Origin of the sequence: Pseudonocardia sp. CA-142604 (assembly GCF_050948475.1) — a bacterium.
Classification (GTDB): domain Bacteria; phylum Actinomycetota; class Actinomycetes; order Mycobacteriales; family Pseudonocardiaceae; genus Pseudonocardia; species Pseudonocardia alaniniphila.
The window spans coordinates 5,215,337-5,230,441 of the sequence record NZ_CP192045.1 but is presented as its reverse complement, the minus strand read 5'-3'; the positions used below and the strand labels follow the sequence as shown (position 1 = coordinate 5,230,441).

At 72.9% G+C, this 15,105-nt stretch carries 12 protein-coding genes; 8 read left to right on the top strand and 4 right to left on the bottom strand.

Annotated features, from left to right (window positions below):
• Window positions 1–127: 127 nt before the first annotated feature.
• From ACQPZQ_RS23620 to ACQPZQ_RS23590, 7 genes are all read left to right on the top strand, one after another.
• Window positions 128–727 carry a PadR family transcriptional regulator gene (locus ACQPZQ_RS23620; RefSeq protein WP_433284081.1) on the top strand — a complete coding sequence of 200 codons (600 nt, stop codon included), beginning with the start codon at window positions 128–130 and terminating at the stop codon, window positions 725–727.
• Window positions 728–820: 93 nt separating this feature from the next.
• Window positions 821–1,807, top strand: a complete 987-nt coding sequence (locus tag ACQPZQ_RS23615) for an ATP-binding cassette domain-containing protein (protein ID WP_433284079.1) — start codon at window positions 821–823, stop codon at window positions 1,805–1,807.
• Window positions 1,804–2,616, top strand: a complete 813-nt coding sequence (locus tag ACQPZQ_RS23610) for an ABC transporter permease (protein WP_433284077.1) — start codon at window positions 1,804–1,806, stop codon at window positions 2,614–2,616. The genes ACQPZQ_RS23615 and ACQPZQ_RS23610 overlap by 4 nt, the downstream gene beginning before the upstream one ends.
• Complete coding sequence (locus ACQPZQ_RS23605; RefSeq protein WP_433284075.1) at window positions 2,613–3,077, top strand: nitroreductase/quinone reductase family protein; 465 nt, start codon at window positions 2,613–2,615, stop codon at window positions 3,075–3,077. The genes ACQPZQ_RS23610 and ACQPZQ_RS23605 overlap by 4 nt, the downstream gene beginning before the upstream one ends.
• A 98-nt stretch (window positions 3,078–3,175) precedes the next feature.
• Complete coding sequence (locus tag ACQPZQ_RS23600; protein WP_433284073.1) at window positions 3,176–5,449, top strand: ATP-binding cassette domain-containing protein; 2,274 nt, start codon at window positions 3,176–3,178, stop codon at window positions 5,447–5,449.
• A gap of 116 nt (window positions 5,450–5,565) precedes the next feature.
• Window positions 5,566–8,211, top strand: coding sequence for a DEAD/DEAH box helicase (locus tag ACQPZQ_RS23595; RefSeq protein WP_433299321.1), 2,646 nt, complete (start codon window positions 5,566–5,568; stop codon window positions 8,209–8,211).
• Window positions 8,208–9,311 (top strand): SWIM zinc finger family protein, encoded by a 1,104-nt coding sequence (locus tag ACQPZQ_RS23590; RefSeq protein WP_433284071.1) that lies wholly within the window; start codon window positions 8,208–8,210, stop codon window positions 9,309–9,311. The genes ACQPZQ_RS23595 and ACQPZQ_RS23590 overlap by 4 nt, the downstream gene beginning before the upstream one ends.
• Window positions 9,312–9,324: 13 nt before the next feature.
• Here the strand turns inward: ACQPZQ_RS23590 and ACQPZQ_RS23585 are convergent, their stop codons facing one another.
• Window positions 9,325–10,308, bottom strand: coding sequence for a zinc-binding dehydrogenase (locus ACQPZQ_RS23585; protein WP_433284069.1), 984 nt, complete (start codon window positions 10,306–10,308; stop codon window positions 9,325–9,327).
• Between the two features lie 309 nt (window positions 10,309–10,617).
• Here ACQPZQ_RS23585 and ACQPZQ_RS23580 point away from each other — a divergent pair, with 309 nt between their 5' ends.
• Window positions 10,618–11,370: a sulfite exporter TauE/SafE family protein gene (locus tag ACQPZQ_RS23580; RefSeq protein ID WP_433284067.1), complete on the top strand. Its 753-nt coding sequence runs from the start codon at window positions 10,618–10,620 to the stop codon at window positions 11,368–11,370.
• 14 nt (window positions 11,371–11,384) lie between these two features.
• Here ACQPZQ_RS23580 and ACQPZQ_RS23575 read toward each other — a convergent pair whose 3' ends face one another.
• From ACQPZQ_RS23575 to ACQPZQ_RS23565, 3 genes are all read right to left on the bottom strand, one after another.
• A complete protein-coding gene (locus ACQPZQ_RS23575; RefSeq protein ID WP_433284065.1) occupies window positions 11,385–12,551 on the bottom strand; it encodes a heparan-alpha-glucosaminide N-acetyltransferase domain-containing protein in 1,167 nt (388 codons plus the stop codon).
• The gene (locus tag ACQPZQ_RS23570; protein WP_433284063.1) at window positions 12,548–14,425 is read right to left on the bottom strand and encodes a protein kinase domain-containing protein; all 1,878 of its coding nucleotides are present in this window, start codon (window positions 14,423–14,425) and stop codon (window positions 12,548–12,550) included. The genes ACQPZQ_RS23575 and ACQPZQ_RS23570 overlap by 4 nt, the downstream gene beginning before the upstream one ends.
• A gap of 128 nt (window positions 14,426–14,553) precedes the next feature.
• Complete coding sequence (locus ACQPZQ_RS23565) at window positions 14,554–15,036, bottom strand: MarR family winged helix-turn-helix transcriptional regulator (RefSeq protein ID WP_433284061.1); 483 nt, start codon at window positions 15,034–15,036, stop codon at window positions 14,554–14,556.
• Window positions 15,037–15,105 lie beyond the last annotated feature (69 nt).

Here is a 15,105-nt window from a genome sequence, read left to right as displayed (position 1 = left end):
GCGTCGTCCGTCGGCTCATACTGCGCCCAGCGCGCGGGCGCCTCTCGGGGTGCTCCGGGAATCATCCGATCCGGCGACCGCGCCAGGTTGTCCTACCCTGGCGCCACCCTGTGACGAGAGGTGATGGATGTCGGCAACGCGACTGCTGGTGCTCGGGATCGTGCGGGGGTACGGCCGGGCACATGGCTATCGCGTGGGCCACGACCTGCTGTCATGGGGCGCGGACGAGTGGGCGAACGTCAAGTGGGGATCGATCTACCACGCGCTGAAGGCGCTCACCCAGGCCGGTCACCTGCTCGACCACAACGACATCCCCGGTCGCACCGACTACGAGCTCACCGAGCGCGGTGAGGCCGAGTTCATGCGGCTCCTGCGTGACGCGGTGCGGCGCCCCCAGCCACGGCCGGACTTCCTGGGGGCCGCGCTCGCCATGCTGCCCTCGCTCCCCCGCGCGGAGGCGATCACGCTGCTGCGCGAGCGGCTGGCGACCCTCGAGGAGACTCGCGACAAGGCCCAGGCGCAGGTGGACGCGTGGGCGGAGCCTCCGCACGTCCGTGAGCTGTTCGGGCTCTGGGAGCACACCGCCGCGGGTGGAGCCGAGTGGACGCGCGGTGTGATCGAGCGCCTGGAGGCGGGGGCGTATGTGATGGCGGGCGAGCCGGGCTCCCCGGGGAAACCCGGCAGCTGGCCGCAGCTGCAGAGCTCGCCAGAGCACCCCGCGCCGTAACAGTCGTCCGGTTTCGGGCGATTCAAATTTGCACACCCGGCGGTTGTTGTGCACACTCGGCGGCCTGATTCAAGTTTGAGTATCGGGAGGGTCATGGTTCCCGCTGCCGCCGCGGTCACGGCTGAGGCGATCCGCAAGCGCTACCCCGGTTCCGACGACCAGGCACTCGACGGCTTCGACCTGGCTGTGCCGTCCGGCACCGTCCACGGCCTCCTGGGGCCCAACGGTGCGGGCAAGACCACCGCCGTCCGCATCCTCACCACCTTGCTGCGCGCCGACAGCGGGCGCGCCACGATCGCCGGGCTCGACGTCGCGACGCACGCCACCGATGTCAGGAGGCGGATCGGGCTCGTGGGCCAGTACCCCGCCGTCGACGAGATCCTCGACGGGCACACGAACCTGGTGATGTTCGGCCGGCTGTTCCACCTCTCGGCATCCGATGCCCGGCGCCGGGCCGGCGAGCTGCTGGAGCGCTTCGACCTGGTCGACGCCGGACGTCGGGCGGTCGGGCGCTACTCCGGCGGGATGCGCCGCAGGCTGGACCTGGCGGTCAGCATGATCCTCGCCCCGGCCGTGCTGTTCCTCGACGAACCGACCACCGGGCTCGACCCGCGCAGCCGGGCAGAGGTGTGGGGCGCCGTGCGTGCGCTCGTCGCCGACGGCACCACCGTGCTCCTGACCACCCAGTACCTCGACGAGGCCGACCAGCTCGCGGACCGGATCTCCGTGTTGGCGGCCCCCCGAGGTGGTGGTGGGCGGGTGATCGCCGAGGGAACGCCGGACGAGCTGCGTACACGGATCGGTGGAGACCGGGTGGACCTGGTCGTACGGCACGCCGGCGACCTCGCGCGCGCCGCGGCGCTCGTGGAACGCGTGGCGGGCGCCGCGGCCGAGGTCGATCCGGCCACCCGACGGGTCGCGGCGCCCGTCGCCGATCGGATGGCGGCGCTCGCGGCCACGGTGCACGGGCTGCAGGCCGAGGGCATCGACGCCGAGGACCTCACCGTCCGCCGCCCGACGCTGGACGAGGTGTTCTTGCAGCTCACCGGCTCCAGCGCGACCACGGAGGTGGCCGCGTGACGGTCCTGACCCACCCCGGCTCCCGATTGCGGTGGGCGGTGGCAGACGCCGCCGTCCTCACCCGCCGGTACCTCGCCCACCTGCGGCACCAGCCCGCCGAGCTGGCCGGTGCCGTCGGATTCCCGATCCTGCTCGTGCTGATGTTCGCGTTCCTGCTCGGCGGCATGATGGCCGTGCCCGGCGGAGGTGACTACCGCCAGGCTCTCCTGCCCGGGCTGTTCACGATGACGATGCTCTTCGGGCTCTCCGCCACCATGATCGCCGTCGTCACCGACGCACAGCGGGGTATCACCGACCGGTTCCGCTCGATGCCCATGGCGCCCTCGGCGGTGCTGGTCGGGCGCGCCGCGGCCGACATGGTGACCTCGGCGATCGCACTCGGGGTGCTGCTCCTGGTGGGGCTCGCGGTCGGCTGGCGTTCGTCCGGGAGCCCCGGCGCGGTCGTCCTCGCCGTCGGGCTCCTTCTCCTGCTGCGGTTCGCGCTGCTCTGGGTGGGCATCTACCTGGGCCTGCTCGTGCGCAGCGCCGGAGCCGTCACCGCCGTGCAGACCCTCGAGTTCCCGGTCGGTTTCCTCTCCGGGCTGTTCGTCGCCCCGGCCACGATGCCCGCCGTCGTCTCGACGATCGCGGAGTGGAACCCGCTCTCGTCCACGGCGGCCGCCACCCGTGCGCTCTTCGGCAATCCCGGTTGGGGTGGTGACTCCTGGGTCGCCCAGCACCCGGTGCTGATGGCCGTGGTGTGGCCGTTGGTGATCGTCGCGGTGTTCGCGCCGCTGTCCGTGTACCGCTACCGGGAGATGAGTCGATGAGTGCCAAGAAGACCGCCACGCCGCCGCGGTGGCTGAAGCCGATGAACCGGGTGCTGATGACGGTGCAGCGTCTCGGGCTCGGGATGAAGGATCTGCCGGTGCTCACCGTGGCGGGCCGCAGGAGCGGGGAGCCGCGCCGTACTCCGTTGTCGGTGCTCGACCTGGACGGGGAGCGCTACCTGCTCGAAGGCTTTCCCGGCGCCGACTGGGCCCGCAACGCGCGCGCGGCCGGTACCGGCACGCTCAGTGTGGGGAAGACCCAGGAGCGCGTGCGACTCGTCGAGGTCGACCCGCAGGACGCCGTGCCGGTCCTTCGTGCGTGGCCGGTCCGCATGCACGACGGAGCGAAGATCATGCGCGACGCCGGTGTGGTCGACGAGCTCACTCCGGAGGCGTTCGAAGGCCTCGCCGGGCGATGCGCGGTGTTCCGTCTGGACAATCCGGACGACGTAGCCGGGTGACATCCGCGACGGCGCCGCCGATGACATTCACGTCCCGGACGAGTCCCCTCCCGTGACGCCCCGCATGAGCACCGCCGACCCACCCCCGAGGGAGCCCGATGCAGCAGGAATTCATCATCGTCACCGGCGCGCGGGAGAACAACCTTCGCAACGTGTCGGTACGGATCCCGAAGCGGCAGATCACCGCGTTCGTCGGGGTGTCCGGGTCGGGCAAGTCGTCGCTAATCTTCGACACGATCGCCGCGGAGGCGCAGCGCCAGCTCAACGAGACGTTCTCCGCGTTCGTGCGGGGCTTCCTGCCGAAGCTGGGCCAGCCCGACGCCGACCTGATCGAGAACCTCTCCACGGCGATCGTCGTCGACCAGAAACGGCTGGGCGGTGGGAGCCGCTCCACGCTGGGCACCGTCACCGACATCAACTCGTTCCTGCGGCTGCTGTTCTCCCGCCGCTCCACGCCGCACCTCGGCTACAGCAACGTGTTCGGCTTCAACGACCCGCAGGGCATGTGCCCGGAGTGCAAGGGCATCGGCCGAGAGATCCAGCTCGACCACGACAAGATGTTCGACCGGTCCAAGTCGTTGAACGAGGGCGCGATCCTGCACCGCAACTGGGCGGTCGACGGCTGGTACTGGCACACCTATGCGGGCTCGGGGCGGTTCGACCTCGACAAGCCGCTGCGTGACTACACCGACGAGGAGTGGAAGCTCCTGCTCTACGGGGCCGACGAGAAGGTGACTCTGCAGGTCGTCGGCCGCAAGTCGATGAAGGTCGACTTCGAGGGCGTCGAGACGAAGTTCAACCGGCTCTTCGTCGAGGTCGAGGAGGCGTCCGAGGGCAAGCGGGAGGCCGTCGCCGCCTACACCACCTCGGTGCGCTGCCCGGCCTGCGCCGGCACGAGACTCGCCGAGGCACCCCGCACCGCCACCGTGGACGGGCACACGCTGCCCTCGCTCACCGCGCTCGACCTGGGCTCGCTGCGCACCGTGCTCGCCACGCTCCGCACGCCCGAGGTCGCGCCGCTCGTGGACGAGGCCCTCACCCGCGTCGGGGCGCTGATCGACATGGGGCTGGGCTACCTCACCCTCGACCGGGAGACCTCCACCCTCTCGGGCGGGGAGTCGCAGCGGATCAAGATGGTGCGCCACCTCGGATCGTCGCTGGTGGACGTCATGTACGTGTTCGACGAGCCGACGATCGGGCTGCACCCCCGCGACGTCGGGCGGATGAACGCGCTGCTGCACCGGCTGCGCGACAAGGGCAACACGGTGCTGGTCGTCGAGCACGACTCGGACGTCATCACCGCGGCCGACCACGTCGTCGAGCTCGGGCCGCGTGCCGGCACCGACGGCGGCCGGATCGTCTACGAGGGCGAGGTCGCCGGCCTGGTGTCGTCGGGCACGCTGACGGGCGAGTTCCTGCACCGGCAGGTCTCGCTGCGGGAGAACCCGCGCATCCCCACGGGTCACCTGCGCCTGGAGAACGCCTCGGCCAACAACCTGCGCGGGTTCGACGTCGACATCCCGCTCGGTGTGCTCGTGGCGCTCACGGGGGTGGCCGGGTCGGGCAAGAGCACGCTCGTCCGCGAGGTGCTGGTGCCGCAGCACCCGGAGGCGATCGTCGTCGACCAGACCGCCGTGTCCACGTCCATCCGCTCCACGCCGGCCACCTGGACCGGCGTGATGGACCCGATCCGCAAGCTCTACGCCAAGGAGACCGGCGTCAAACCCGCGTTGTTCAGCTTCAACTCCGAAGGCGCCTGCCCCGGCTGCAACGGCCTCGGCGTGGTCTACACCGACCTCGCGTTCCTCGACGGCGTGCGCTCCACGTGCACCGACTGCGGCGGCAGGCGCTACACGGACGAGGTGCTGGCCCTCACCGTCAACGGCAAATCGATCTCCGATGCCCTCGACATGACCGCCGAGCAGGCGCTGGAGTTCTTCACCGCCCGCGACATCCGCAAGCGGCTTCAGGCCGTCGTGGACGTCGGCCTGGGATACCTGACGCTCGGTCAGCCGCTGTCCACGCTCTCGGGCGGCGAGTGCCAGCGGCTCAAGCTCGCCGGGCGGCTGCACGAGAAGAGCAACATCTACGTGCTCGACGAGCCGACCACCGGGCTGCACATGTCCGACTGCGGGCACCTGCTCGGGCTTCTCGACCGGCTCGTCGAGGGCGGCAGCTCGGTGATCGTCGTGGAGCACAACCTCGACGTCATCGCGCACGCCGACTGGGTGATCGACCTCGGCCCGGACGGCGGCGACGACGGCGGCGACGTGGTGTTCGAGGGGCCGCCCGCCAAGCTGGTGGAGTCGCCCGCCTCGTTCACCGGTGAGCACCTGGCCCGCTACGTCGGCGCCATGGCGGGAGATCTGTGACGTCGAGCCCGACGCTTCGGACCGAATCCCCGCTTCCCCTCCTCGAGTCGGGAGGGGTGTGCTTCGTCCCGGCCGACCCGCCGCGGTTGGGCCAGGTGCTGCTCTGGGGCTCCGCGATGCAGGACGTCGGCGAGCCCGGAAGCGCTGTGATCGTCCCGCCGCCCGGGGACACCACGCACGCGCTGGCAGTACGCCGCCTCGCGGTCGCCGAGGCCCTTCCGCTGCTGCTCGCCGGGGGTGAGGACCCGGCGTTGCGGTTCTGGGCCGTGGCGACACGCCTCTCGCTGCACCTCGTGGCGCGCGGCCGGCTGCTGCCGGGAGTGTCACCGGCCGGGTTCGACGCCTGGCGGGTCGGCCCGCTGGACGCCGACGACGCCGCCCGGCTGCGTGATCTCGCCGCGGCCATGCCGCCGACCGCACGCGCCGTCGTGGATTCCGGTACGGCGCCCGGGGCAGGCCCGTCGGAGCTGCCCGCCGCCGCGCCGCTGCTGCGCGCGTTCCTCGACGCGGTCGCCGACACGCTGCCGCGCTCCCCCGCCGCCGCCATGGCCGTCGGCACCCCGCTGTTCGCGGCACCCGGCCCGCAGGCCGTGCCGGAGCTGCGGGACTGGGCCGACGAGGTCGCCGCGGGTGTCGACGCCGGGGTGCGCGTCTCGCTGCGCGTGGAGACCGATGCCGACGCCTCCCGGTTCCGCGCCGTCGTCCAGCTCCACGCGCTCGCCGACCCCACCCGCGTGGCCGACCTCGCCGACGTCTGGACCGGGACGGCGGTCGGGTTCGGCCCCCGGGCGCGGATCGACGCGCTGCTGGCCGCGCGGCGCGCGGCACGGTTCTGGGAGCCGCTCCAGCAGCTGCTCACCCGTGCTGTACCCGACGAGCTGGAGCTGGACGACGGGGACGTCGCCGACCTCCTCGGTGCCGCCGCAACCCGGCTCACCGCCGGCGGGATCGCCGTGCACTGGCCGCGTGACCTGCGCCCATCGCTCTCGACGCGCGCGGTCGCCGGTCACGGCACCGGGCCGGCGACGTTCGGAGCCGAGGCAGAGCCGCTGATGCTGGACTGGGAGCTCGCCCTGCGGGGCGACCCCCTCACCCCCGAGGAGAGGGACGAGCTCGCGCACAGCCACCGGCCCGTCGTCCGGCTGCGGGACGAGTGGGTGCTCGTCGACCCCGCCACGCGGCAACGGGCGCGGGAACGGACCCTCGGCCCGGTCACGGCGGTGGCGGCGCTCGGCGCGGCACTCACCGGTGAGGTCGACGCCGCAGGCGGCACCGTCGCGGTGCGGGCGACGGGCTGGCTGCAGGAGCTGCGGGAGCGGATCGCCTCGCCACCCGCGCCGACTGCCCCGCCCGACGGGCTCGCGGCCGCGCTGCGCGACTACCAGCTGCGCGGGCTGGGCTGGCTCGACCGGATGACCTCGCTCGGGCTGGGCGCCTGCCTCGCCGACGACATGGGCCTGGGCAAGACGATCACACTCATCGCCTTGCACCTGCGACGGCAGGCCCTCGACGCCGGACCCACGCTCGTCGTCTGCCCGGCGTCACTGATGGGGAACTGGGAACGCGAGATCACCCGGTTCGCGCCCGGTGTCACCGTGCACCGTTTCCACGGCGCGGGCCGCTCCCTCCCCGCCGGCGCGGGGTTCGTCCTCACCACCTACGCCACCATGCGTCGCGACGCCGCCGTGCTCGGCGCGCACCACTGGGGACTCGTGGTCGCCGACGAGGCGCAGCACGTGAAGAACGCGGCGTCGGGCACCGCCCAGGCCCTGCGCTCCATCCCGGCCGCTGCCCGTGTGGCGCTGACCGGAACGCCCGTGGAGAACAACCTGCTGGAGCTGTGGTCGATCCTGGACTGGACCACGCCGGGGCTGCTCGGCGGACAGGCCGAGTTCCGTGCCCGGTGGGCCGAGCCGATCGCCGCCGGTGACCATCCCGGGCTCGCCGAGCGCTTCGCGCGGCTGGTCGGGCCGTTCCTGCTGCGCCGCCGCAAGTCCGACCCCGGGATCGCGCCCGAACTGCCCCGCAAGACCGAGACGGACCGGCCGGTCGGCCTCACCCGCGAGCAGGCCGGGCTGTACGAAGCGGTCGTCGCCGAGACGATGGCGCGCATCGCCGACGCCGACGGGATGGCCCGGCGCGGGCTCGTGCTCGCGCTGCTCACCGCGCTCAAGCAGATCTGCGACCACCCGGCCCTCTACGTCCGCGAGACCGAGCCTGTGCTCGCCGGTCGCTCCGGGAAGCTGGAACTGCTCGACGAACTGCTCACCACGATCGTCGCAGGCGACGGGGCGGCCCTCGTGTTCACGCAGTACGTCGCGATGGGCAGGCTCCTGGAGCGGCACCTGCGCGGGCGTGGCGTGGGAGTCCAGTTCCTGCACGGCGGCACCACGATCCCCGAACGCGAGGCCATGGTCGATCGTTTCCAGCAGGGCGAGGTACCGGTGTTCCTGCTCTCGCTGCGGGCGGCCGGTACCGGACTCAACCTCACCCGCGCCGATCACGTCGTGCACTACGACCGGTGGTGGAACCCCGCCGTCGAGGACCAGGCCACCGACCGCGCGTACCGGATCGGGCAGACCCGCCCGGTCCAGGTGCACCGGCTGATCAGCGAGGGCACCGTGGAGGACCGCATCGCCGGTCTGCTCGCGTCCAAGCGCGCGTTGGCCGACTCCGTGCTCGCCGGTGGCGAGTCGGCGCTCACCGAACTCACCGACGCCGAACTGGCCGACCTCGTCGAACTCCGCGGAGGCGAACGATGAACACGGCACGGGGCTTTGCGGCGTTTCCGCCCAGGCCGGGCAGGCGCGGACGGTCCTGGTGGGCGCGGGCGTTCGTCGCGGCGATGGAGGACACCGCACTCGACGCCGGGCTGCTGCGCCGGGGCAGACGGTTCGCGGGCAGCGGCAGGGTCGGGCCGATCACGATCTCGCCGGGCCGGATCAGCGCGGTGGTCGAGGACCCGGACGGGATCGTCGAGGTGACGGTCCACCTCACGCAGCTGAGCGACGCCGACTGGGACCGCCTGCTCGACCAGGTGGGCGCCGAGGCGGGCCACCTCGCGGCGCTGCTCGACGGCGAGGTACCCCGAGCGCTCGTGCACTCGGCGGACGCCGTCGGAGTGCCCTTGCTGCCCACGATCGGCGACCTCGAGTCCGACTGCGACTGCCCCGACATCGGCGACCCGTGCCAGCACGCCGCAGCCCTCTGCTACCAGACGGCGTGGCTGCTCGACGACGACCCGTTCGTCCTCCTGCTGCTGCGGGGCCGTGCCACCGACGAGTTGCTGGAGGCACTCGGGACGCGCCGCACGCGGGCAGCTGAGCCCGCCGGCAGCGCGGTGGAGCGGGGCGTTCCGGCGACCGAGGCCTACGCGGCGGTGCCTGCTCCGCTCCCGCCTGCACCGCCCGACCCGCCGCGGGCGCAGGCGCTGGTCGTCCCCGAGGCGCCGGGTCTTCCGCTCGACGCCCTCGCTCTGCTCGCCGCCGACGTGGCGGTGCGGGCACGTGAGCTGCTCACCACGTCCGGCGTCCCACTGACCGAGTGGGCCGACGCCGCACGCTGGGCCGCCCTTCACCCCGGCACGGCCCAGCGGGTGGCGGCGTCGGCCGGGCCGGGCATCGCCGCGGCCGTCCGGGCGTGGGAGCTGGGCGGATCCGCAGGTCAGGATGCCCTCGAGAGGGCCGGAAACGACCCGGCGCCCGAGGAGGCCGCGGCGGAGGCCGAGCTGCTCGCGGCGGGTGCCGAGTCCGAGATCAGGATCCGCCGAGGTGTGGACGGCCGCTGGTACCCGTTCCACCGGGTCGACGGTCGCTGGTGGCCCTCCGGGCCGCCGGGCCAGGATCCGGTGACGGCCCTGTGACTCGGGATCGTCCTCACGAGATGCGGACGACGGCCTTCCCCGGAGGCGCGGTCGGTACCGCGCTGATCACGTCGGGGACGTCGTCGAACGCCACGACGGTGGTCACCGGTGTCCTGATTGCCCCGCGTTCGGCCAGCTCGACGAGTTGCCCGTACGCGGCCCGGTCCTCCTCGACGGTGCCGCCTGCGAACACACCGGCGGCCGTGTAGTTGCGCAGCACCATGTCGAGCGGATCGAGGGTGAGCCAGGAGCCGCTCGCGTAGCCGATCACGGCGATGCGGCCGAGGCGTGCGACGGCGGCCGTGGCGCGGGTGCCGAGTTCACCGCCGACCGGGTCGAAGACGACGTCGGCACCCTTGCCACCGGTGATCGCGAGGACCACCTCCGCGACGTCCTCGGTCCGGTGGTTGACGACGTTGTCGGCTCCGATCCGGGTGCAGAACTCGAGCTTCTCCTCGGTGCCTGCGGTCGCGATGACCGTGGCCCCGAGCGCCTTTCCGAGCTGGACGGCCGCTGCGCCGGTGTTGCCCGCCGCGCCGAGGACCAGGAGCACCTCCCCGGACGCGACGCGGACCCGGTCGCACAGCCCGGCGTAGGCGGTGCGGAAGCCGATCACGAAACCGGCGGCCTCCTCGTCGGTCATCGTCGCCGGAACGCGGACCGTCTTCGCCTCACGTACGTACGCGTAGTCCGAGTAGCCGCCCCAGCCCTCGACGAACGCCGTGGAACCCATGACCCGGTCCCCCACCGCGAACGCCGAGCCTGCGGGTGCGGCGACGACCTCACCGGCCACCTCCTGACCGGGGACGACGGGCGGTTGCGGCAGCGGCGGGTAGGCACCCGTCGTCATCAGCAGGTCGGGCAGGCCGACCCCGCACACGCGGACCTTCACCAGCACACGTCCCTGCGTGGGGGCGGCCCACTCGACCTCCTCCACGCGCAGCACGTCCTTCGGCTCGCCGAAGGAATGGGCCTGCCAGGACCTGCCGTGAATCACCGTTGTCCATCCTCTGCCGTTGCCGGAAACCCCGTCGGTGGGCCGCGGGAACGTGGGCGATCGCCGTTACGGCCGCGTAGTCCTCGCCACGCGGACACGATCTCCGTCGAGCGGTCAGGGAGCGTGGCAGCGAGCCGCACCGGCTTGTCCGTGTCCTCGCCCGCCCGGGCAACGCTACTCCGGGTCGGACAGAGTGTCCGACGTCATGTCGGGCCGGGTTCGGGCGGGCCCCGCCGGCGCGGAGTCCGTGCTGTGGGTGAGGTCGCATCCGCAGGATTCGCAACCGATGCCTCGTTAAAGTTCTTTAACGTGGTTATCGGCACCTTCCTTCTGCTGGTCGGCGCCGGTGTCGCTGCTGGGCTGGCCGGATCGATGGCCGGGCTGGCGTCGCTCTTCTCCTACCCCGCGCTGCTGGCCGCCGGCATTCCCGCCACCGCGGCGAACGTCACCAACACCGTCGCGATGACGTTCAGCTCGCTCGGTTCCACCGCCGGCTCCCGTCCGGAGCTCACCGGTCAGGGGCCGGCCGTCCGGCGCTTCGCCTTGCTCGCCGTGCTCGGCGGCGCGACCGGCGCCGGACTGCTGCTGGTCACCCCGGACGGGCTGTTCGTGCAGATCGTCCCGTTCCTCGTCGCCGCGGCCTCGCTCGCGCTGCTCCTGCAGCCCATGATCAAGTCTGCGATGGTGACCGCCTCCTCGCACCGGACGAGCCCCGGCGTGATCGCCGGGATCGTCGCCGTCTCGGTGTACGGCGGGTACTTCGGCGCCGCAGCCGGCGTACTGATGCTGGCGCTGCTGTTGGTGGCCCTTCCGGTGTCGTTGCTGCAGGGCAACGCGCTCAAGAACGTGCTGCTGGGACTTGCGAACGGCATCGCCGCCGTCGGGTTCGCGGTGTTCGGGCCCGTGGAGTGGTGGGCCGTTCTTCCACTGGCCGCCGGGCTGCTGGTGGGCGGCTGGACAGGCCCCCTGTTGGCGCGCCGGCTCCCTGGCTCCGCGCTGCGCATCGCGATCGCCGTCGCCGGGATGGTGCTGGCCGTGCGGCTGGGCCTGCAGGCGTTCTGAGCTCTGCGGGGATCTCAGCGGCCGGGCGCAGGGGCGGGAGGGGCGGGGTTCAGCGCAACTCGAACCCGCCGGGCGGCACCCGAGACCACGGACTCGAGAGGTCCCCGCCGTCCGGCCAGCCACAGCGCCGTCGCGATCGCGGTGGCCGCCAGGACATGCCCGACCAGGAGCGCGCCCTCGTCCGGACTGCCGTCGGGCACCGTGCCCGGGTACGCGGCCAGCGCGACGACGTGCAGCGTGTAGAGCGTGAGCGGCACCGCCCCGAGCGCAGCCGGCACCAGCACCGCCGGTCGGGCCCATCGGGCCAGAAGCAGCATCGCGCCCAGCACCGCGAGCGCCGTGCCCGTGGTGTGGGCGAGGTCGAGCGGCGCGCCCGAGTGCGGGGTGTCGACCGCCAGCCACCACCAACTGCCGGTGGGCGTGGTCCCGTAGCGGCGCTGCGCCAGCGCCGTCGGGCCGAGCGCCGCCGCACCGCCTCCCGGTCCCAGGAGCAGCGCCGACGCCCCGGAGGCCAGCAGGGCGAGCACCGTGCCGACGGCCAGCAGGCCCGCCGCCACCCGTGCGCTGCGCAGGTCCATGCGGCCGACAGCCATCCCGGCCAGGAGATAGGTGATCCACGGCAACACCGGATAGACCCCGGTGAGAGCCAACGTCTCCAGCAGGGCGCCGGGCTGCGCCACCGCGGCGAGGCCCGGCTGGCCACCCGGCCCGGCCGGCAGGCCCGATCGCAACAGCAGGCTCATCGCCGGGCCCAGGACGCAGGCCACGACCGCACCCACCGCGAGCGCTGTCGCCGGCAGCCGCAGCAGGGGCGTCGCGACCACGAACAGGAGCCCGTAGTAGGCGAGGATCACCGCGACCGGCGGGTCGAACTCCACCAGCCACAGACCCAGCAGCCCGACCAGCAGCCCGCGCACGGCCAGCGCGGCCGCGGCGGCGCGATGTGCCCGGGCATCAGCAGGCCGGCGCGGCCCGCCCGTGGACAGCGCCACTCCCACCCCGGCGAGCACGGCGAACAGCGCCGACGACCGGCCGTCAGCGACGAGCCCGACCGGCGTCGGCGCGCCATCGGCACGCAGCGGAAGGATGTGGGTGGCGAACATGCCCACCAGCGCCACGGCGCGGGCGGCGTCGACGCCGGCGAGCCGACCGGTGCCGGATGCGGGCTGGTCTGCCCTCAACGGCCCCGCGTGCCCGCCGTCATCGGGCCGTCCGGGTGGGCGCCGCTGCGCCGCAGCCAGTCCTCCAGCGCCCGCTGTACGACTTGCAGCGGCGGGCGGCGGGTCGGGTCGTTGTCCATCCCGGCGTGCAGGAGCGCGAGGTGCGCCGACCGCTTCGGCAGATGCGAGAGCGGAGCCCCCGAGGCCGCGGCCCGCAGCCCGGAGACGGCGTCGGGGTGCCCACCGCGCGGCGGGTGCCCCGTGAGGGCGTAGGAGATCGTGGCGGCGAGCTGCCACGAGTCCGACGCCGGAGTGGCACGCTCCCCGCAGGCCACCTCGGGCGCGAGGAAGTCAGGTGTGCCGAGCACGAAGCCCGCAAGGGTCATCGTCGCGTCGCCGGTCCGGCGGGCGATCCCGAAGTCGATCAGGTGCGCCTGCCCGACGCGGTCCACGACGATGTTGCCCGGCTTCACGTCACGGTGCATCACTCCGCGCGTGTGGGCCGCATCGAGGGCCCCGGCCACGCTCGCCCAGACCCGGGCGGCCGCCATGTCGTCGAGGAGGCCCCGCGAGCGCACCAGCTCGCCGAGCGAGGACCCCTCGACGTACTCCATCACGATGACCATGCCGTCGAGTTCGCTGAGCCCGGGGTCGCTCGCGGCCGGCACCAGGTCGTGGATCTGCACGCAGTTGGGGTGCCGCACCGCGGCGAGTGCCCGGGCCTCCCGCTGAATGCGCTGCTCGGTCTCCGCGTCCGGGGCGTGGGCCGCCTTGAGCGCGACGGGGTGCCCGAGCCGGGCGTCCTCGGCGAGCCAGACCCGCCCGAAACCGCCGGAACCGAGCCTGCTGATCAGCCGGAAGCGCGCCGCGCCGTTGCGGCCGACGGCGCCCGCGAGCGGCGGCGCCGTCGGGTAGGGCGGCGCCCCCGCGACCAGGGTGGGGGGTGGAGCGCCACCGTTGCGTCCCGGAGGCGGTCCCACGGGCATCTGCGGGCCCGGGGCCAGCGGAGCGGCCCGCGGGATCGGTACGACCGGTGGTTCGGCCTCGCGCGCGGCGAAACGTTCGGCGAGGCGCTCGGCGAGCGGGGGCCGGGTGCGCGCGGACTCGGCGACCGCCGCGCGGGCCCCGGTCTGCACCGGCGGCGTCCGGATGACACCCGGGCGCGCCGCGGCGGGGACCGGCCGTGGGTCGGGCGGCGCGAGCGAGCGGCGCACGGTCTCGCGCGACGGCACGCCCGCGGTCAGCGCCACGAAGATCCCGAGGAAGCTCCCCGCGGTGACGCCGAGCCACAGGTGACCCGAGCTGCCGGCCGGTGTCTCCGCGGTGAACACGACGAGCAGCAGGATCGGCAGCCAGAAGAACTTGGCCGGCCAGGCCGGCCCGCGACGCAGCGCGAGCCGGGCCTGCACGGCCACGAACATGCTGGCGACCAGCGGGAACCCGACCAGCAACACCACGGCGAGCCCGAACTCCACCGGCTTCGACATGTCGAACGCCTCGGCGACGCTGTACCCGCCGAGGTAGCTCGACTGCGGCCCCGCGATGCACACCGCGCTTCCGAGGTCGTCCAGCTGCCTGCTGGTCAGACCGGGAACGTCCGATCCGGCGTCCGCGAGCCGGAACACCTGTCCGGTCGCGACGAAGGCGAGCAGGGGCAGCAACCCCGCCGTGACCAACCCGGCGCCGACCAGCACCGTGGACTCTCCGACCCCGTACCGCGACCCGATGCGCTTGCGCAGCGCGGCCACCACGACGATGCCGATCGAAGGCAGCAGCCCGACTGCCACCCCCAGCCCGGATACCGCCCACGGCCACCCACCAGGGCAGACGTCGGGCGGCACAAATCCCCGAAGGCCCGCGATGAGCTGGGCCACCAGGGCGGTCAGGCCGTCCACGACATGCTCCCCCTCCGCCGGCCCAGCAGAACCCTCCTCTGCAACTATGGCATCACGGCTGTCAGGTGAGCGCGCGGACGGGCGTTTCGTGCCGTGTCCGGCACAAGGGTTGGATGGGCCGTTTCTGACTACTCGTCACCGCCGTGATGGCCGGCGAGATCGGTGTTGAGGCGCGCCAGGAGCGTCGCGAGCGTGTCGCTGTCCGTGTCCGACCAGCCGACGAGCACCGCGCGCAGGCTCTCGCGCCGCGCCTCGCCCACCAACTGCGCCTGACGGGCGCCCTCCGGTGTGAGGCGGACGACGACGGCACGGGGGTCGTGCGGCGCGGGCCATGTCTCCACGAGCGAGGCGAACCCGAGACGGGAGACTTGCCTGCTCACAGTGGGCTTGCTGAGCCCGATCCGCGCCGTCAGCTCGGTGAGCAACATCGGTCCGTGGGAGTCGAGCAAGACCAGCACCGGATACGTGTAGCGGTCAACAGGGCCCTCGCCGTACCCACGGGCCCACAAGTGCTCCAACGTCCTACGGAGCAGCACGGTGATCTCTCGTTCGACTTGGGAGATGGAGTCGGTGACGGACACCACTGCTCCGGGAAAGGGTCGATCGGGCACGAAGCGAGCGTACTTCGTTGCGGCGAGCAACGTTGCGAGGTGCAATGGTGTTACACGATAGTTACGCAA

Bases quoted from the DNA above. Each gene is read 5' to 3' on its own strand.
- ACQPZQ_RS23620 (WP_433284081.1), top strand. From the start codon at position 128: ATGTCGGCAACGCGACTGCTGGTGCTCGGGATCGTGCGGGGGTACGGC.
- ACQPZQ_RS23615 (WP_433284079.1), top strand. From the start codon at position 821: ATGGTTCCCGCTGCCGCCGCGGTCACGGCTGAGGCGATCCGCAAGCGC.
- ACQPZQ_RS23605 (WP_433284075.1), top strand. From the start codon at position 2,613: ATGAGTGCCAAGAAGACCGCCACGCCGCCGCGGTGGCTGAAGCCGATG.
- ACQPZQ_RS23600 (WP_433284073.1), top strand. From the start codon at position 3,176: ATGCAGCAGGAATTCATCATCGTCACCGGCGCGCGGGAGAACAACCTT.
- ACQPZQ_RS23595 (WP_433299321.1), top strand. From the start codon at position 5,566: ATGCAGGACGTCGGCGAGCCCGGAAGCGCTGTGATCGTCCCGCCGCCC.
- ACQPZQ_RS23590 (WP_433284071.1), top strand. From the start codon at position 8,208: ATGAACACGGCACGGGGCTTTGCGGCGTTTCCGCCCAGGCCGGGCAGG.